Source organism: Acinetobacter tianfuensis (assembly GCF_003611465.1).
Taxonomy (GTDB): Bacteria; Pseudomonadota; Gammaproteobacteria; order Pseudomonadales; family Moraxellaceae; genus Acinetobacter; species Acinetobacter tianfuensis.
This window is the reverse complement of the sequence record NZ_RAXV01000002.1, coordinates 109862-126175: the sequence shown is the minus strand read 5'-3', so window position 1 is coordinate 126175 and position 16314 is coordinate 109862. Positions and strand designations below refer to the sequence as shown.

General features: G+C 42.2%; 17 protein-coding genes and 1 pseudogene. 8 read left to right on the top strand and 10 right to left on the bottom strand.

Annotated elements, in window-relative coordinates; translation table 11 throughout:
- Positions 1–14: 14 nt before the first annotated feature.
- The 6 genes from hscB to D7V32_RS02020 all read right to left on the bottom strand — a co-directional run bounded on the left by hscB (position 15) and on the right by D7V32_RS02020 (position 3954).
- Positions 15–530 carry a Fe-S protein assembly co-chaperone HscB gene (gene hscB / locus D7V32_RS02045; protein ID WP_120401261.1) on the bottom strand — a complete coding sequence of 172 codons (516 nt, stop codon included), beginning with the start codon at positions 528–530 and terminating at the stop codon, positions 15–17.
- Positions 531–636: 106 nt separating this feature from the next.
- Entirely contained in the window at positions 637–957 is a 321-nt protein-coding gene (gene iscA / locus D7V32_RS02040) for an iron-sulfur cluster assembly protein IscA (RefSeq protein WP_120401260.1), read from the bottom strand.
- A 37-nt stretch (positions 958–994) separates the two neighbouring features.
- Complete coding sequence (gene iscU / locus D7V32_RS02035; protein ID WP_005010233.1) at positions 995–1381, bottom strand: Fe-S cluster assembly scaffold IscU; 387 nt, start codon at positions 1379–1381, stop codon at positions 995–997.
- 106 nt (positions 1382–1487) lie between these two features.
- On the bottom strand, positions 1488–2705 hold the full coding sequence (locus D7V32_RS02030) for an IscS subfamily cysteine desulfurase (RefSeq protein ID WP_120401259.1): 1218 nt from the start codon (positions 2703–2705) through the stop codon (positions 1488–1490).
- A 1-nt stretch (position 2706) separates the two neighbouring features.
- Positions 2707–3180 carry an Rrf2 family transcriptional regulator gene (locus tag D7V32_RS02025; protein ID WP_120401258.1) on the bottom strand — a complete coding sequence of 158 codons (474 nt, stop codon included), beginning with the start codon at positions 3178–3180 and terminating at the stop codon, positions 2707–2709.
- 111 nt (positions 3181–3291) lie between these two features.
- Positions 3292–3954, bottom strand: a complete 663-nt coding sequence (locus D7V32_RS02020) for a hypothetical protein (protein ID WP_120401257.1) — start codon at positions 3952–3954, stop codon at positions 3292–3294.
- A 192-nt stretch (positions 3955–4146) separates the two neighbouring features.
- Between D7V32_RS02020 and D7V32_RS02015 the strand changes: the two genes are divergently transcribed.
- The 4 genes from D7V32_RS02015 to D7V32_RS02000 all read left to right on the top strand — a co-directional run bounded on the left by D7V32_RS02015 (position 4147) and on the right by D7V32_RS02000 (position 8158).
- Positions 4147–4617 carry a phasin family protein gene (locus D7V32_RS02015; RefSeq protein ID WP_120401256.1) on the top strand — a complete coding sequence of 157 codons (471 nt, stop codon included), beginning with the start codon at positions 4147–4149 and terminating at the stop codon, positions 4615–4617.
- A gap of 170 nt (positions 4618–4787) precedes the next feature.
- On the top strand, positions 4788–5060 hold the full coding sequence (locus tag D7V32_RS02010) for an HU family DNA-binding protein (RefSeq protein WP_120401255.1): 273 nt from the start codon (positions 4788–4790) through the stop codon (positions 5058–5060).
- A gap of 129 nt (positions 5061–5189) precedes the next feature.
- Positions 5190–7055 carry a SurA N-terminal domain-containing protein gene (locus D7V32_RS02005; RefSeq protein WP_120401254.1) on the top strand — a complete coding sequence of 622 codons (1866 nt, stop codon included), beginning with the start codon at positions 5190–5192 and terminating at the stop codon, positions 7053–7055.
- Between the two features lie 143 nt (positions 7056–7198).
- Positions 7199–8158, top strand: a complete 960-nt coding sequence (locus tag D7V32_RS02000; RefSeq protein WP_407641526.1) for an alpha/beta fold hydrolase — start codon at positions 7199–7201, stop codon at positions 8156–8158.
- Positions 8159–8224: 66 nt separating this feature from the next.
- On the opposite strand, the gene D7V32_RS01995 is transcribed toward D7V32_RS02000, so the two are convergent.
- The gene (locus D7V32_RS01995; protein ID WP_120401253.1) at positions 8225–9097 is read right to left on the bottom strand and encodes a DUF2797 domain-containing protein; all 873 of its coding nucleotides are present in this window, start codon (positions 9095–9097) and stop codon (positions 8225–8227) included.
- Between the two features lie 35 nt (positions 9098–9132).
- Here D7V32_RS01995 and D7V32_RS01990 point away from each other — a divergent pair, with 35 nt between their 5' ends.
- Both D7V32_RS01990 and D7V32_RS01985 read left to right on the top strand, forming a co-directional pair.
- Positions 9133–9603: a DUF6231 family protein gene (locus tag D7V32_RS01990; RefSeq protein ID WP_120401252.1), complete on the top strand. Its 471-nt coding sequence runs from the start codon at positions 9133–9135 to the stop codon at positions 9601–9603.
- 104 nt (positions 9604–9707) lie between these two features.
- A pseudogene (locus D7V32_RS01985) lies at positions 9708–10317 on the top strand (YidB family protein).
- A gap of 123 nt (positions 10318–10440) precedes the next feature.
- Here the strand turns inward: D7V32_RS01985 and D7V32_RS01980 are convergent.
- From D7V32_RS01980 to D7V32_RS01970, 3 genes are read right to left on the bottom strand one after another with little or no spacing between them, the layout of a single operon-like run.
- Complete coding sequence (locus D7V32_RS01980; protein ID WP_120401251.1) at positions 10441–11058, bottom strand: OB-fold-containig protein; 618 nt, start codon at positions 11056–11058, stop codon at positions 10441–10443.
- Positions 11059–11076: 18 nt separating this feature from the next.
- The gene (locus tag D7V32_RS01975) at positions 11077–11388 is read right to left on the bottom strand and encodes a Rieske (2Fe-2S) protein (protein ID WP_171407556.1); all 312 of its coding nucleotides are present in this window, start codon (positions 11386–11388) and stop codon (positions 11077–11079) included.
- A 14-nt stretch (positions 11389–11402) separates the two neighbouring features.
- Positions 11403–12407: an adenosine kinase gene (locus tag D7V32_RS01970; RefSeq protein ID WP_120401249.1), complete on the bottom strand. Its 1005-nt coding sequence runs from the start codon at positions 12405–12407 to the stop codon at positions 11403–11405.
- Positions 12408–12679: 272 nt separating this feature from the next.
- Between D7V32_RS01970 and D7V32_RS01965 the strand changes: the two genes are divergently transcribed.
- Entirely contained in the window at positions 12680–13132 is a 453-nt protein-coding gene (locus tag D7V32_RS01965; protein WP_120401248.1) for a GNAT family N-acetyltransferase, read from the top strand.
- 230 nt (positions 13133–13362) lie between these two features.
- A complete protein-coding gene (locus D7V32_RS01960) occupies positions 13363–16302 on the top strand; it encodes an insulinase family protein (protein ID WP_120401247.1) in 2940 nt (979 codons plus the stop codon).
- The last annotated feature ends 12 nt before the right edge of the window (positions 16303–16314 follow it).

Below are 16314 nucleotides of genomic sequence, written 5' to 3'. Positions count from 1 at the left end.
CAAATATAAATAAATCAAAAATCATCGTCTAAATCAAAGCTGTCATCATCTAGGAGGCGATCTTCAGCTTTGTCGATGTCTGCCATCACTTTTTGGAAGAAGCGTAATTTGCGAACCGTATCGCGGGCTTCACCCCAATCTTCATCCTCATAGTCAATTTTGAATTCACGTACAAGGCCATCCATCCATTGCTTTACTTCTGTGCGCAGGGAGGTTAGTTCATCTGAGCTGCGGGCATCTTCAAGCTGCTCACGAATTTCCAAAGCATCCTGCAAAAATTCAAAATCACTGATTGACTGATCTAAGTGGTAATCTTGTTTCTTGAGGCTCAGCAGGTAAGCGGCGCGGCTATCAACAGCCGATAGCGCTTTATAAGCTTGATTAATCTCGCTTGATTTAATCAATGCTTGGTCTTTATCGTCTGCTTTGTCTGGGTGGAATTGCTGCTGCAGTTTTAGAAACTGAGCTTTTAAAGCGGCTAAATCGATATCGAGTGCTGCAGGCAGGTTGAACAGCTCAAAATGATTCATGGGAGATGTGTTCCACGATTGGTTTGCAAAAAAATAGTATGCTTTAAATGCAATTAAAACAGTGATTTTACACTGTTTTAATATACAAAGAAGGGAACTGCGTAAATTAAACAGTGAAGGATTCACCGCAGCCGCATTCGCCTTTTTTATTTGGGTTGTTAAATTCGAAACCTTCGTTCAGGCCGTTTTTAACATAGTCCATCTCTAAGCCTTCGAGATAAACCAAGCTTTTTGGGTCAGTAAAAACTTTAACACCAAACTGCTCAAAAACCTGATCATGCGTATCAACTTCGTCAACGAATTCGAGTACATACGCCAGGCCAGAACAGCCTGAAGTTTTCACGCCAACGCGAATGCCTTCACCCTTACCGCGACTTTTAAGGTAATTGCTGATATGAGATGCTGCATTTTCAGTTAAATGGATCATGAAAACTCCGTTAGATCTTAGGCAAAAACTTTCACAATTAAGCTTTTGTTTTTTTGCTGCGGTAATCTTCTACAGCAGCTTTGATTGCGTCTTCTGCAAGTACAGAGCAGTGTACTTTAACAGGAGGAAGTGCAAGCTCGGTTGCAATATCAATGTTCTTGATCGCTTGAGCTTCATCAAGCGTTTTGCCTTTAAGCCACTCAGTAACAAGTGAGCTGGATGCAATTGCTGAACCGCAGCCATAAGTTTTGAAACGCGCTTCTTCAATTACGCCGTTGTCATCAACTTGAATTTGCAGACGCATTACGTCACCGCATGCTGGAGCGCCAACCATGCCAGTACCAACATTTTCTGCATTTTTGTCTAAGACGCCAACATTACGAGGGTTTTCGTAATGATCAATTACTTTTTCGCTATAAGCCATGATGCTTCTCCAAACCTCGGGGTCAGCCTGTAAGATTTAATATGGGGGTGAAATAACAGTAGTCAATGAGATAGCCTTTAAATAAAAGCTATCCCGCGGGGATGAATTAGTGTTCAGCCCATTCAACAGTAGAAAGGTCGATGCCTTCTTTGTACATATCCCAAAGTGGAGAAAGCTCACGCAATTTCTCTACAGCAGCGATAGTCACTTGTAAAACATGGTCAATATCCTCTTCAGTTGTGTATTTACCAAAGCTGAAGCGGATAGAGCTGTGCGCTAATTCATCAGAAAGACCTAGGGCACGAAGAACGTATGAAGGTTCTAATGTTGCAGAAGTACATGCTGAACCTGAAGATACAGCAGCGTCTTTCAATGACATCATTAAAGATTCGCCTTCAACAAAGTTGAAGCTGACGTTCAGGTAGTTGGCAACGTTGTGTTCTGGGTGGCCGTTTAAGAACACTTGTTCTAAACCTTGTAAGCCATTCCAAAGTTTGTCGCGAAGTACGCGAAGGCGAGTTTGTTCTGCAGTCAGATTTTTGCCTGCAAGTTCAAATGCTTCACCCATACCTACGATTTGGTGAGTGGCAAGTGTTCCAGAACGCATGCCGCGTTCATGACCGCCGCCATGCATTTGCGCTTTTACGCGTACACGCGGAGAACGGCGAACAAATAGTGCGCCAATACCTTTAGGACCATAAATTTTGTGAGCTGAGAAACTCATTAGGTCGATTTTCATTGTTGAAAGGTCAATTTCAACTTTACCTGCTGCTTGAGCGGCATCGACGTGGAAATAAGTTTTGTTTGCGCGGGTCAGTTCACCAATTGCAGCAACATCAGTCACAGTGCCGATTTCGTTGTTTACCATCATCAGTGAAACAAGAATTGTATCTGGACGAAGCGCAGCTTGAACCATTTCAGGTGTAATAAGACCTGTTTTTTCTTCTGGTTCAAGATATGTGATCTCAAAGCCTTCTTCTTCAAGTTCACGGCAAGTATCTAAAATTGCTTTATGTTCAATTTTAGAGGTGATGATGTGTTTGCCTTTGTTTGCATAGAACTGAGCAACACCTTTAAGTGCAAGGTTGTCAGATTCAGTTGCGCCAGAAGTCCAAACGATTTCACGCGGATCAGCTTTAATTAGGTTTGCAACTTGTTCACGTGCATACTCAACTTTTTCTTCTGCTTGCCAGCCGTAAGCATGCGAACGAGATGCTGCATTGCCGAAAGTGCCGTCAAATGTTAAGCATTCCATCATACGCTCAGCAACTTGAGGGTCTACAGGAGTCGTTGCTGCATAATCAAGATAAATAGGACGTTTCATGTCAAATACCTGTAACCGATAGAAGGGCTGAATCAAAACCTGAAGTATTTTGGCGAATGGCAACGGTTTGCACGTTGTCACGGGCTACTAAGTCAGCAAGCGTGATTTTTGCAAGATAATCGGCAATGTGGTGGGAGAGTTCTTGCCATAAATCGTGAGTTAAGCACATTGCGCCATTTTGACAGTTGCCTTTATGGTCACAGCGTGTTGCGTCAACGGTTTCATTTACGGCTTCAATAATTGCTAAGACAGTGATTTCTTCAGCGCTGCGGGCTAGGTGATAACCGCCATTCGCACCGCGAATACTTGAAACTAAGCCGTGGCGCTTTAATTTCGCGAATAACTGTTCTAGGTAGGCCACAGAAATTGTTTGACGGGCAGCAATTTCTGCAAGAGTGATCGTTTGTTCAGTTGGCTGCAAAGCTAGATCAAGTAGAGCAGTCACCGCGTAGCGACCGCGAGTTGTTAAGCGCATGATTCGATACACAAGTTTAGACTAGATGTATAGATTCTAAGAATCCTGACTAAAATAGTCAAGTTTTTTAATAGTGTTTAATTTGAAATAGGTTATAGCAAAAAATGCTAATTATGCAGGCCAAACATTATACACGACTAATGCGATTAAAAGAACTGTAATCACGGTAAATATGATGTTAATGCGTTTTTGACGGCGCTCCATACGTTTAATGCGGTTTTTGTATTGTTTTACTTCAACTTGCAGGGTGTTGATTTTAGAGCGCTGCTGATCAATTTTTTCTAAAAGAGGGGCAATGCGCTTTTTAGAGGCAGTGATATTTTGTTCGTCATCAGGCTGAGTCAGCCATTGTTTCCAGTCACCCATAAGCTTTGGAAAGCTAAATAAGGAAAGCAAATCACGAAATTCATCTTTAAGAACTAAATCGCCGTCTATGCGCATGCCTTTAATACAGCGGTGGTTGCCGAAAACAAAGATCTTGATTAAGTCCATGAGAGTTGTGCGCACATCTAGATCGACAGCTTTTTCTGGCGCTTTGTCATCAAATAAAATGCCGCGCTCTGTAAACTGAACGTAAAAATCGAAGTAAGGGATATAGCTGTTGATTTTAATTGAGATGTTTTGATCTACAAATTTTTTCGCCTGCAGCGCTACGACACGGTCATGTTTTAGAATAAAAGAGAAAATAGTTTCTAAAATAATTAAAGACATCGTGAGCAGCAGATGAGTCTGATCTTTTTGCTGATGATCTTTACTCTGTTGCGAATCACTCATAGAAAAACCTAATCCTTACCTGAAAATGGCGCGTCCTGCTTGTGTAATATTTCAGGTGCAAACAAAACACTTGAATTAACTTGCTTTGTAGAACAGTTTAGCAAATCAATCAAGCTTTAAGTTTGTTAATATGGTGTCATTTTGCATATTGCCGTATAAATAGACATAGAATAATCAGGAGCGTGCCGTCAGATGGATAAGATCAATGCACATGAAGAACAAGCAGAAGATTTGCTGGATGAAAAACCTTTAAAAACGAAGAGCGGCAAGCACTCAAATAGAAAATCTGTGCTGGATTTCCGCAAGTATACCAAGCAAATTTGGCTTGCCGGCCTTGGCGCATTTTCTAGAGCGGAAGAGGAAGGCAATAAGCTTTTTGACTCGCTAGTCAAAGTGGGTGAGGAGCTGGAATCCAAAACAACAGATATTGCCGATCAGACAGTGGAAATGGTCTCTGAAAAAGCCAAAGAGTCTGTGACCGATACCAAGGATAAAGTTGAAAAGCTGCTGGATAATAGTGTGAATCATTCACTGAACCGTTTGGGTTTAATTACACCAAAAGATTTACAGCATCTTGAAAAGCTGATATTACAGTTGCATGCAAAAGTTGATGCCTTGGCTGAAGAACAAAAGCAAATGAAGGATCAGTTGCCGAAAAAATAATAGGCAAAAACAGATTATTTATTTATCAAGGTTTTTTTCTTAATTATTTTGCAAAAAAAGGGGATCAGGAGTATTGCCTTTACCCCTAAAGCATTGCTATAAAGGCGCTATGGCAATTCAAACACATTTTTTGGACCTTGAATAAACGATATTAAGAGGACGTAATTTTCATGAATAAATCAGAATTAATTGATGCAATTGCAGAAAAAGGGGGATTATCTAAGGCTGACGCAGGTAAAGCTTTGGATGCTACAATTGCTTCTATTACTGATGCGCTTAAATCAGGCGACACAGTAACTTTAGTGGGTTTCGGTACTTTCAATGTGAAAGAGCGCGCAGCGCGTACTGGCCGTAATCCGCAAACTGGCGCAACTTTAGAAATTAAAGCAAGCAAAGTACCAAGCTTCAAAGCTGGCAAAGGCTTGAAAGACTCAGTAGCATAAGACTATTGATCTATTAAACGCGCCTAAACGGCGCGTTTTTTATTGATAAATGTGATTTAACGCATTAACACATTCATTCACTTTGGGTTTTCAGTTAAAATCTGTTGCAAATAAAATATTGGATTACTAATGGAATCTTTTCGCAAAGTCATTAAAGGCTGGCTTGGCAAAGTTTTACTCGTTTTGTTTTTAACTCCTTTGGCCTTGGTTGGCATTGAGGGTTATTTTAGCGGCGGGTCAAAGGATGCAGTGAAGTCCGTCAATGGAACAGATATTTCTAAAAAAGAATTAGAAGCTGCTACGAAGTCATTTAAAGATCAGTATTTGGCTTATGTGGATGGCGATGAAACGCTTTTGAATCTTGATTTTATCAACAATAAAGCGATGGACACGCTGATTTCCCGTCAGCTGCTGATTCAGCAAGCTGAGAAGCTGGGTATCAGCTTAAGCGATCAGCAGATGATTCAAATGATTCATCAGCAGGCCAGTTTTCAAAAAGACGGCGTGTTTTCAGATGAAATGTTTGCGCAATATTTAGCTTCTATCGGTATGACAAACCGTCAGTTTTTGGACAGCTTGCGTACAGACCATGCATTGAAAATGCTGTCTACAGCGTTTACTGACTATCCGCTCGTGAGTAAGGTGGATGTGCAGCAAATTGCTAATCTGCAGACTGAACAGCGTTCGATCCAATTGGCGAGCATTCCGCTGGATGAATATAAAAAGTCTGTAAAAGTGACTGATGCTGAAATTGCTGCGTATTTTGAACAGCATAAAACGCTATTTAAACAGCCGACCAGTGCGGATGTAGACTTTGTGCTTTTGACACCTGCAAATATTCCTGCAGTATCTGAATCTGTAACAGATGAAGAGCTGAAGCAGGCTTATGATGCTTTCACTGCTAAATTGCAAAGTGAGGCTCAGCCGCAAGTTAAGCATATTTTAATTACTGCTGAAGGCCGTTCAGATGCAGATGCGCAAAAACGCGCTGCAGATGTCGCTGCGAAAATTAAAGCTGGTTTAGCTTTTGATCAGGCTGCTGCAGAGTATTCTGAAGATCCTGCTTCAAGCAAGCAGGGCGGTAAGCTGGCTGTATATAGCCAGGGCGCTTTTGGCGATGCCTTTGATAAGGCTGTCGCAAGCACAGGCGCAGGACAAGTTTCTGCACCAGTAAAAACGGATTACGGTTACCATTTAATTGCTGTTGAAGGCGCTGCTGCAAATGTCCCTGCATTTGAAACTCAAAAAGCGCGTTTAACTGAAGAAGTGCTGGCGGCGAAAAAGGCCAATGCTTTTTCTGATACAGTAAATAGCTTAAATGACTTGGTTATCAGCAGTGATGCTTTGGATGTCATTTCACAAGAAGTGAAAGGTGCGGCAGTGCAAACGGTTAAAGGTTTGACACTTTCTGCTAAGCATCCTGTATTAAGTGAAAATGCGGTGAAAGCTAAAATCTTCAATGAAGATGTGAAAAATGGCGACCGCAATGTTTCAAGCAGCATTCAGCTTGCAAATGGCAACACAGTTTGGATTAAGGTACGTAATTACTATTCATCCGGTGAGCAGTCTCTAGCTCAAGTTAAGCCTGCTGTTAAAGCAAAGCTGATTGAGAAAAAAGCTTATGATGCGGCAAAAGCAAAAATTGCAGCAGTGTTGGCTGAGTTTAAAACGAAGCCAGCCGCGCAAGTCGCGAAAACAGGCCTTGTATTTGAAAATGCAGGTACTTTTACTCGTGCAGACGGTTTGTTAAAACGTGATATTCAGCGGGCGGCATTTAGTACAGCTGCGCCGAAAGCAGGTTTCTGGTCTGTAACAACTGCAAGTATGCCAAATGAGCTTGTTGTGGTTGCTGTGACGAATGTAAACAAAAATGCAGCCAGCGGTATTGATGATGCGCAAATTGCAGAGCTGCAAAAGCTTTATCAGCAGCTTCGCGGTCAGCAAGAATTTGATGATTACACGCGTTATCTTAAAGCAAATGCAAAAATCAAATAATGCATTATTGCTAAGTTGCTAAAAAACCAGCCCGCGGGCTGGTTTTTTTGACTGCATTTAATCTGAAGTGAGCTTTTAGGCAAATGCAATTGTCTGTAAAAGCGCTTATAAAAATGAAAACAAAGAAATCGGATAAAACAAAAATGGTTGGGATAATGTGTAAAAAGCTGCTGCAGATAGCAGCTGGATTAGGTCTATGTTTATATTCAGTGCTTATGCAGGCTGCTGAGATTAATTTTCAAAATATATTGCAGCAAGAGCGGGCATGGGCAGGGCTGCAAACCAAGACTGTAAAAGCGGGAGATGTAGAGTGGATATACAGTGAGGGCGGCAATGCGTCAAAGCCGACAGTACTGTTAATTCATGGGCTGTCAGGGACACGTGATAACTGGAACCGTGTTGCGCGTTATTTAACACCGTCTTATCATGTGATTATTCCTGATCTGCCTGCACACGGAGAAACTAAAACCGCAGCTGAATTTGATTTGTCTATACCCAATTTGGCAGAAAAATTACGCCGTTTTACTGATGCTGCTAAATTTGATCCAAATCTGCATATTGCGGGCCATAGTATGGGCGGCGCTATAGCCATGCTTTATAGCGCTCAATATCCGCTGGAGGTGAAATCCTTACTTCTGGTGGATGCGGCAGGCGTATATAAAACTGCAAATACCGCATATTTAAAAGATCCGCAGCAGCTGCGTCAGATTGTGGTTGAAAAGTCAGGTGATTTTGACAAATTAATTACGATAGCAATGCAATCTCCGCCATTTATTCCGCAAGAACTGAAAGCTGCCCAAGAGAAGCTGATGGTTTCACAGTCTAAAAATACGCATAAAATGGTGAATGCTTTAATTGAAATGTCTAAGCTTTATACGCCTGAATCTTTTGGGCTGCTTGCGCGTACCATTGATGCGCCAGCGCTGATTGTTTGGGGTAAGCAAGATAAAGTGGTTAATGTTGAAGCGGCGGCTGAGCTAAAAGGGCTATTGAAAAATAGCGAACAGCCTTTAATTTTAGAGGGTATAGGGCATATGCCTATTCTGGAAGCTGAGCAGCTGGTGGCTTATCCCTATTTAAACTTTTTAAAGAAAGTGAAATAATTTTCCAGTCATTTTGTCAGATTAAAAAAGCGGAAGATTGACTTCCGCTTTTTTGTGTTCATCGCTTTACTCTGCGCGGACTTTCAGCTCATAACCAGTATATTTGCGGATATTGATTACACCAGTGTCCATAATCAAATACTGTCCCTTAATTCCTTGCAGTCTGCCGCGGATAATCGGTGTTTTATCCAAATTATGTGACTTGATTTTTTCAGGATACTGCTCCACGGGATAGATGAATTGACGCGGTTTTTCATCTTCTAATATTTCAATACCTTCATTAAATTCTAAACTTTGACTGAATTCGTCACGAATGGTTTGAATTTTGGGTGCAAATTCTTCAAGCAGCTGTTCACGGATGCCAATCAAGTCTATGGGTTCCGCCTCACCTTTCAACAGCTTACGCCAGTCGGTTTTGTCTGCCACTTGAGTGCCAAACATAATTTCCAGCTGGCCAGAGAGGCGGCGCGAACCGACTTTCATAATTGGTAAAGCTTGGGTTGCGCCTTGATCTAGCCAGCGGGTGGGCATTTGACCTAAACGGGTAATACCAACTTTCAAGGCGCTGGAATTGGCTAAATAGACAATATGCGGCTGGAAGCAAACTTCATGTGCGAAACTGTCTTCACGGCAAGTACCCAAATGATAGTGGCAGGTTTCAGGTTTCATGATGCACATATCGCAGGCGGCTTTAGTTTTAAAGCATTTGAAACAATGGCCTTGTGAATATGATTTTTGTGTTTTGCTGCCGCATGATACGCAATAAATATTGCCAGTGGCTTCCAGTTCAATTTCTTGGCCTATGCTGAATGGCAGTTCAATATCTGAACGATCCAATATGAATTTATATTCAACATTTGCCCTGTGTATATGTTGATCAGTTACACTAAGGTCTTTAAGACCTGCATGCATTTTATGGCAAATGCCTTGTAGTTCCATACAGAATACTCACTTTATATATAAGGATGCAGTAAATGGCTGAACAGAATGTCATTACTTCTATGCTAGATGATTTATCAACCGAGCAGCCTATTTCTACTGCATTGTGTATTGGCCAAAATCTAGAACAATACAGCAGTCATCATTCGATCTCTTGGCAATATTTTAACGTAACTGATTTTTTAAATCTGCCTTTTACCCAGCGTTTTGACCTTGGTTTTGTACTGTTTGATACAGCAGAGTGGGATGGGATATCGGAACAGCAAAAAATACAGATGCTGGTCAAGCTTCGTGACTTAATGGCTAAGCGCTTGGTAGTAGTCAGTAATTTACAGGATGAAAAAATGCTGCGGGCTTTAGGCTTTACACAGTTAATTGATAAAACCGCGCATGTCAGCGATTTTGCATTGTGGCAGTTTAATATTTTGACGTATAAGCATGTACCTGACTGGTTTAATTCTAAATTTTGGGCGAACCCTGAAAACTGGAATAAGTTCCGCTGGTAAACGATGGTATTGCGCGCAGATTTTGCAAAATTTAACAAAGAGCAGCCTGAGGCGAAAATTTTTCAATGTATGCTGGAATGATCAATAGATAGGAAAGCATGATAATGACAAATTTAAGCAGCATCGTAGAAATTTTAGCGAAGCAAGCATTGGGCGGTACAAATGCGCAGCAAGGGCGGTTTAGGCGGTATTTTGGGTTCGGTATTGGGTCAACTGGGCGGCGCATCTCAGCAAAATAATACACAAAGCGGTGCGGGCGGCTTAGGCGGTATTTTAGGTTCAGTGTTAGGCCAGTTAGGCGGTGCACAGACCCAAACCCGCAGTGCAGGCGCCTCAGGCAGTTCTGCGCTGTTAATAGCAGTGCTTCCTTTAGTTCTAAACTGGATTCAAAAGCAAGGCGGTTTACAAGGCGCTTTAGACAAGCTGAAAGGGCAAGGGTTGAGCAGTCAAGTTGATGATTGGGTGTCAACAGGTTCTGGTGATAATGCTGCCGTGAATCCGCAGCAAGTGCAAAACTTATTTGATAATGCAGATGTAGAGCAAGTAGCTGCGCAAGTCCAAGCGCCGAAGCAAGACGTATATGGTGCAATTTCACAAGTGCTGCCGCAAATTATTGATTCCTTGACACCGCAAGCGGGTGAGACCAATCAGCAAGAAGCGAATGCCGATATCCAGCAAGTCCTGAATTTGGTTTCTGGTTTTTTACGCAAATAATCTGCAGCTTAGCAGCATTGAAAATGCTGTTTTTAAGCTCTGAAGTAAAAAGGCATGCTGATCATCAGCATGCCTTTTTATGTTATGGGTTCAGGTAATATGTGTACAAATAAGGCACGTATCTTATGGATTGAAGTCTAGACTGAATAGCTGATTGGACTGACAGATTTTTTTGGCAATATAGTGTGATTTTCGGATGCGGATGAGAATGACTTGTGATTGGAACTCCAGCTCACCAAACTCAGGTTCAACCTGTACATAGTGAAGCTGGCCAAGCTCGTCGCGCACCCGTGCCTGTGCAGAAAAACCCGGGCGGGCATTGCCGCTGGAAATTGTTGCTAAACGGCCAAGCAGGTTGACTTGAGGGTGGATGCGTTTTGATGGAATGACCTGATCCAAACAGTGGATCATGAAAACAGTAAAGAAAATGGCAATAATGAGCGCTGGAATAATTAAATAATAAGCGGGCAGAAATTCTTGCTGATTTGCAAAAACACATAATTGCAAAAAATATCCAGCAAAACTGAAATTCATGAGCAAAAAATACATGATTAACGCGGCAGAAAACTTGACATTCAGCAGTGGAAGATTGTGCAGCTTTTGCGGTGAAAAACGTTTGAAAATATGGCTAGGGCGCGCATTGATATAATAGCCGACAGTTTCTGCCATACCAAGACAAATTACGATCATTAAACTTAAATGAAAAGGAATCAGGTCTAAATCTGTAAATATATCCAGCATGGCAGCACCTTCGGTTTCTTATTCTTCGATGAGGTAAATTCCGCCATCAGAATGAACGGTAATATCTACTTTTTCAAGTGCTTGACCTTGACATGGGCCAGATACACATTCGCCAGTTTCAACTAAGAACAGTGCGCCATGGGTAGAGCACTCAATCATTTCCTGATCGCGGTCTAAGAATTGGTTTTCTAGAAACTCTAATTCGACTTGCAGATGCGGGCAAAGATTCTGGTAAGCATAAAAGCTGCCGTCACGCTGAGTGATGAAGATGATATCGCCATCCGGCAATTCAAAAGAGCGCGCCTCGCGCTCAGGCACATCTTCTGTCATGCAAATTTTGTACATTATACGCATTCCTTTTGAAAGCTGTTTAGCAGGACAGCATAATCGTCTACGTCTAGGCGCGGGCCAAACTGAGTTACAACTTCACTTGAAATTAAGATTGCCAGTTCAGCTGCGGATTTTGCATTAAAGCCTGCATTTAGAGCATAAAGGAATGCGCCTGCAAAAGCATCGCCTGCACCATTTGTATCTACTGCAGTGACAGCGCGGCCAGGAACGGTCAGGCTATCTTTTTCCATTGCAATACGTGCGCCATGTGCGCCAAGTGTAATCACTACATTTTTGCTGAATGCCTGCAATGCAGTTACAGCCGCTTCTACATTTTCTGTACCTGTGTACATCAAAGCTTCTTGCTCGTTGCACATCAGCAGGTCTACACCGCTGCCAATCATTTCTTCTAAACCAGCGCGTGCATATTGAACCATGGCAGGGTCAGATAGTGTTAAAGCAATTTTTACACCATGCGCTTGCGCAATTTCACGTGCTTGCTGTACCGCTTTGCGGGCTGTATCGCTGGTAGATAAGTAGCCTTCAAGGTAGAGCCATTTTGCCGTTTTAAGCGGCGCGAAATCAATTTGCGCATCAGACAGTTCAGCTGTAATGCCTAGGTATGTATGCATAGTGCGTTCGCTGTCATCGCTCACTAGGACCATACAAGTGCCAGTTACCCCTTCACTGATAGATTGCGCTGCAGTTTGAATGCCAGCTTCATTTAAGCCTTGCAGATAAATTGCTCCAAGCGCATCATTGCCTACGCGGCAGCCATAAAATGCTGAACCGCCTAGAGCGCTGAAGGCAACAGCAGTATTGGCAGCTGAACCGCCAGAAGCTTGGCCTTTATAAGTTTGAGAATTTTGCAGATTTTGATATAAAGCAGCTTGAGTGTCGCCGTCAGTAAGCTGCATAGTGCCTTTTTGCAAATTTTGCTGAGATAGGAATTCATCAGAAACTTTAAATTCCTGGTCAATTAATGCATTGCCAATTGCAAAAAGATCTACGTTCGCCATGTCTTACGGTCACATCAAAAATGAAAGTGCTAAGTTTACACGAATGCTCAGGATTGCTGTAGTTTGTTGAAAAAAATTCAACTTTGATGTTTGTGTTTAAAAAATATACAAAGTGTGTGGGTTTATTGGTTTTTTTGGTGAGAATGAGTAGATTTGTAGAGCTTTGCTATTGATCAAAATCGTTTTTTTTATTTTTATAGATGCATTGGGTTTATGCTGCTGTTTCCGTACAGCATAAAATACAACAATGATTGAATTATAAGTGTGAATATATGGAAATAACAATTCGACAAGCTGAAGGTTTGCCAAAGCAAATAGAACTGCTGGCGGCTTTGGCGCAGCAAGAAGGCTATCAATTTATTCACTGGCTTATCGAGGAATACCAAAGCGGTAAAAATTGTTTCGATCAAACAGGCGAATGCCTAATGCTGGCTTATGATCAAGATCAGCTGGTGGGCTGCGGCGGATTAAACCAGCAGTGGGGCGATACAGGTGTTGAAGACCGTATTGGCCGCGTGCGCAGATTTTATGTGCATCCTAAATACCGTCAGCATGGCGTAGGCAAGCAGCTTCTGCAGGCATTGGAAAAAAACGCGCGCCCATTTTATTCGGCTTTGTGCTTAAACACAGAAATTACAGGAGCAGTACGCTTCTACCAAAAAAATAATTATGTGTATGTCGAAAGCCATCCAAATTACAACTATTTTAAGTACTTGATTGCTTAATTTTGAAAGTTAGACATAAAAAAAGCCTGCAGTCATGCAGGCTTTTTTTATGGGCTGCATTTATACTGATTAAGTAAGTTCAGTACTTGCTGAATAGCAGGAAATGCATGTATTTGACGCGATAAAAACTTGACTGATGCAGTTGGAAATTTGTGATTCAATAGATGCGGTCTGCAGTTTTCAGGTTATACTCGATATTCTTGAAATATGCTTTTAATTGAGGAGATCACATGACTGTAGATGTCACTGAAACCATTTCACAAACTGTACATCCTGCGTTTCAGTTGGTACGTCAACACCATGTTGAAGCCCTAGACATTTTAGTGTCTGAATATAAACATAAAGTGACAGGTGCAGTACATTTTCACTTAGCATCGAATAATGATGAAAATGTATTTTTAGTTGCTTTTCGCACTCAGCCAATGGATTCGAAGGGCGAAGCGCATATCTTGGAACATACTGCGCTTTGCGGCTCTAAAAAATTCCCTGTGCGTGACCCATTTTTCTTAATGATCCGCCGTTCATTAAATACATTTATGAATGCGTTTACAGCTGCTGATTGGACCGCTTATCCCTTTGCGACACAAAACAAAAAAGATTTCCAAAATTTGCTGGAAGTTTATTTGGATGCAGCATTTGCTGCAAATTTAAATCCGCTTGATTTTGCCCAGGAAGGTATTCGTATTGAGCTGGAAAATGGCGAGCCTGTATATAAAGGTGTGGTATTTAATGAAATGAAAGGGGCGATGAGTTCGCCTTCAGATCAGCTGTATCACCAGCTGGCGCATCATTTATTTCCAGAAACGACCTATCACTACAACTCTGGCGGTGATCCGAAAGATATTCCAGATTTAACTTACCAAGAGTTAGTTAATTTCTATCAGTCACATTACCATCCAAGCAATGCTGTATTTATGACCTTTGGTAATGAAACAGCGTATAACTTGCAGGAACAGTTCGAAACTTTAGCGCTGTCTAAGTTCGAACAAGGCGAAACACTGTATTCTAAATCTGAGCGCCGCTTAACTGCGCCAGTGACTGTCACTGAAAGCTATGCTGTCGATGCAGAAGATCTAGCAGATAAGACTTATCACATTCTTTCTTGGTTATTGCCTGAATCGAGCGATATTAAATTACGCTTAGGCATGCGCTTAGTTGAAGGTATTTTGCTGGAAGATTCTTCTTCTGCGCTGCGTCATTATTTAGAGACTTGCGGTTATGCGCAGTCTACTGGCCCGATTATGGGTGTAGATGACTCTAATTTTGAAATGACATTCTATTGCGGTGTGCAGGGTTCAAACCCTGAACATGCAGAAGCATTTAAAAATGGCGTATTCAGTATTCTTGAAAAAACCGCTTCCGCTCCTGTAAATGCGGATATGGTTGAAGCGATTTTGCACCAGATTGAACTGCATCAGCGTGAAATTAACGGTGACGGCACGCCATATGGTTTGAGTTTAATTTTAAATGGTTTAGGCAGCGCAATTCACCATTCAGATCCAGTACATGTATGGGATGTAGATACGGCTATTGAGCAAGTGAAAGAAGAATTAAAAGATCCGATGTGGATTTCAAATTTAATTCAAACACACCTGATTGATAACCCGCACCGTGTACAAATGACGCTGGTGCCGGATGCGCAAAAATCTGCGAAAGAAGCTGAAGCTGAAAAAGCGCGGTTAGCAGCCATTGGCGAACAGCTGACAGAAGAGCAAAAAGCTGAAATTATTGCTCAGACTGAAGCGCTGAAAGTCCGTCAAGATACACCAGATGATTTAAATTTACTGCCGAAGGTGGGTTTGGAAGATGTGCCTGCTGAATTGCAAATTGTGCAAGGCCAGCTGCGTGAAGTGATTTCAAATGGTCTGGATACACCATTAAATTTATATCATGCCGGTACGAATGGTATTTATTACCAGCAAGTGATTGTCAAAATTCCGCAAGACATTGTTCAGTCGCCGTACTTTAACCTGCTGTCTATTTTAATGGGTGAAGTCGGCGCGGGCGAATATGATTACCTTGAGCTGCAGCAGCTGCAAACAGCAGTCAGCGGCGGTCTAGGTATGGGTGCGTCACTGCGTTCAAAAGTGGATGATAAAAACCAAATTACCGCTTGGCTGACATTGACGACTAAGTCGCTGGTCAATAACGTTGAGGCGATCCGCTTATTGAAGCTGGCATTTGAACAGCTGCGTTTTGATGAGAAAGACCGCATTATTGAATTGCTTCAGCAGCGTAAAACACGCTGGCAGTCGCGTGTTTCAGGATCAGGCCATAGCTATGCAATGCAGATTGCTGGCCGTAACCATAGCGCGCTTGCAAAACGTGACTATAACAATACAGGCTTAGGCGCACTGAATTGGTTAACTGAGCTCACTGCCAAAATTGAAAAAGATGATGCAGCCTATAATGATTTAATTGCAGAGCTGGAACTCATTCATAACCGTTTGCTGAAAGCGCCTAAACAATTCTTACTGGTTTGTGAAGAACAGCAGTCAGAACGTTTGGTTGAAGAAGTTCAAACGGTCTGGGATAAGCTTGCTGTTGAAAATATTGACCGTGAGCTGAAAGTGATTGAACCAGTGCAAAGCAGCAGTGATGAAGCATGGCTCATTCAAGCAAATGTTCAATTCTGTTCATCTGCGTATGAGGCGGTGGAAGTATCTCATCCAGATGCTGCGCCATTAATGGTGCTGGCTGCATATTTGCGTAATGGTTTCTTGCATAGCGCTATTCGTGAAAAAGGCGGTGCATATGGCGGCGGCGCCAGCTATGACGGCAATGCTTGCTCATTCCGCTTCTATAGCTACCGCGATCCGCGTTTAGCAGAAACATTCCAAGATTTTGAAGCCAGTATTGAATGGCTGCTTAACGCGCCTCAGCAAGAACATCAGCTGGAAGAAGCAATTCTTGGTCTAATTGCAAGTATGGATAAACCAGGCTCACCGGCAGGTGAGGCAATTACAGCATGCTACGCATTGCTGCATAAGCGTACGCCTGCATTCCGTAAGCAGCTGCGTGAACGTTTGCTGGCCGTGGCTTTAGAAGACTTAAAGCGTGTTGCAGAAGTATATGTAAAACAGCAAAAACCAAGCAAAGCTGTTGTTGCGCCTGTTGCAAAACGTGAAGCGCTGCAAGCGCTCGGGTTTGACATTAAGCAAGTGAGTTAATAATAAAAAGGA

What these genes read in the sequence shown, in the direction of transcription:
- iscA (WP_120401260.1), bottom strand. Translation starts at nt 957, where the DNA reads ATGATCCATTTAACTGAAAATGCAGCATCTCATATCAGCAATTACCTT.
- hscB (WP_120401261.1), bottom strand. Translation starts at nt 530, where the DNA reads ATGAATCATTTTGAGCTGTTCAACCTGCCTGCAGCACTCGATATCGAT.
- D7V32_RS02025 (WP_120401258.1), bottom strand. Translation starts at nt 3,180, where the DNA reads ATGCGCTTAACAACTCGCGGTCGCTACGCGGTGACTGCTCTACTTGAT.
- D7V32_RS01965 (WP_120401248.1), top strand. Translation starts at nt 12,680, where the DNA reads ATGGAAATAACAATTCGACAAGCTGAAGGTTTGCCAAAGCAAATAGAA.
- D7V32_RS02015 (WP_120401256.1), top strand. Translation starts at nt 4,147, where the DNA reads ATGGATAAGATCAATGCACATGAAGAACAAGCAGAAGATTTGCTGGAT.
- D7V32_RS01960 (WP_120401247.1), top strand. Translation starts at nt 13,363, where the DNA reads ATGACTGTAGATGTCACTGAAACCATTTCACAAACTGTACATCCTGCG.
- D7V32_RS02005 (WP_120401254.1), top strand. Translation starts at nt 5,190, where the DNA reads ATGGAATCTTTTCGCAAAGTCATTAAAGGCTGGCTTGGCAAAGTTTTA.
- D7V32_RS02020 (WP_120401257.1), bottom strand. Translation starts at nt 3,954, where the DNA reads ATGAGTGATTCGCAACAGAGTAAAGATCATCAGCAAAAAGATCAGACT.
- D7V32_RS01990 (WP_120401252.1), top strand. Translation starts at nt 9,133, where the DNA reads ATGGCTGAACAGAATGTCATTACTTCTATGCTAGATGATTTATCAACC.
- D7V32_RS01995 (WP_120401253.1), bottom strand. Translation starts at nt 9,097, where the DNA reads ATGGAACTACAAGGCATTTGCCATAAAATGCATGCAGGTCTTAAAGAC.
- iscU (WP_005010233.1), bottom strand. Translation starts at nt 1,381, where the DNA reads ATGGCTTATAGCGAAAAAGTAATTGATCATTACGAAAACCCTCGTAAT.
- D7V32_RS02030 (WP_120401259.1), bottom strand. Translation starts at nt 2,705, where the DNA reads ATGAAACGTCCTATTTATCTTGATTATGCAGCAACGACTCCTGTAGAC.
- D7V32_RS01980 (WP_120401251.1), bottom strand. Translation starts at nt 11,058, where the DNA reads ATGCTGGATATATTTACAGATTTAGACCTGATTCCTTTTCATTTAAGT.
- D7V32_RS01975 (WP_171407556.1), bottom strand. Translation starts at nt 11,388, where the DNA reads ATGACAGAAGATGTGCCTGAGCGCGAGGCGCGCTCTTTTGAATTGCCG.
- D7V32_RS02000 (WP_407641526.1), top strand. Translation starts at nt 7,199, where the DNA reads ATGGTTGGGATAATGTGTAAAAAGCTGCTGCAGATAGCAGCTGGATTA.
- D7V32_RS01970 (WP_120401249.1), bottom strand. Translation starts at nt 12,407, where the DNA reads ATGGCGAACGTAGATCTTTTTGCAATTGGCAATGCATTAATTGACCAG.
- D7V32_RS02010 (WP_120401255.1), top strand. Translation starts at nt 4,788, where the DNA reads ATGAATAAATCAGAATTAATTGATGCAATTGCAGAAAAAGGGGGATTA.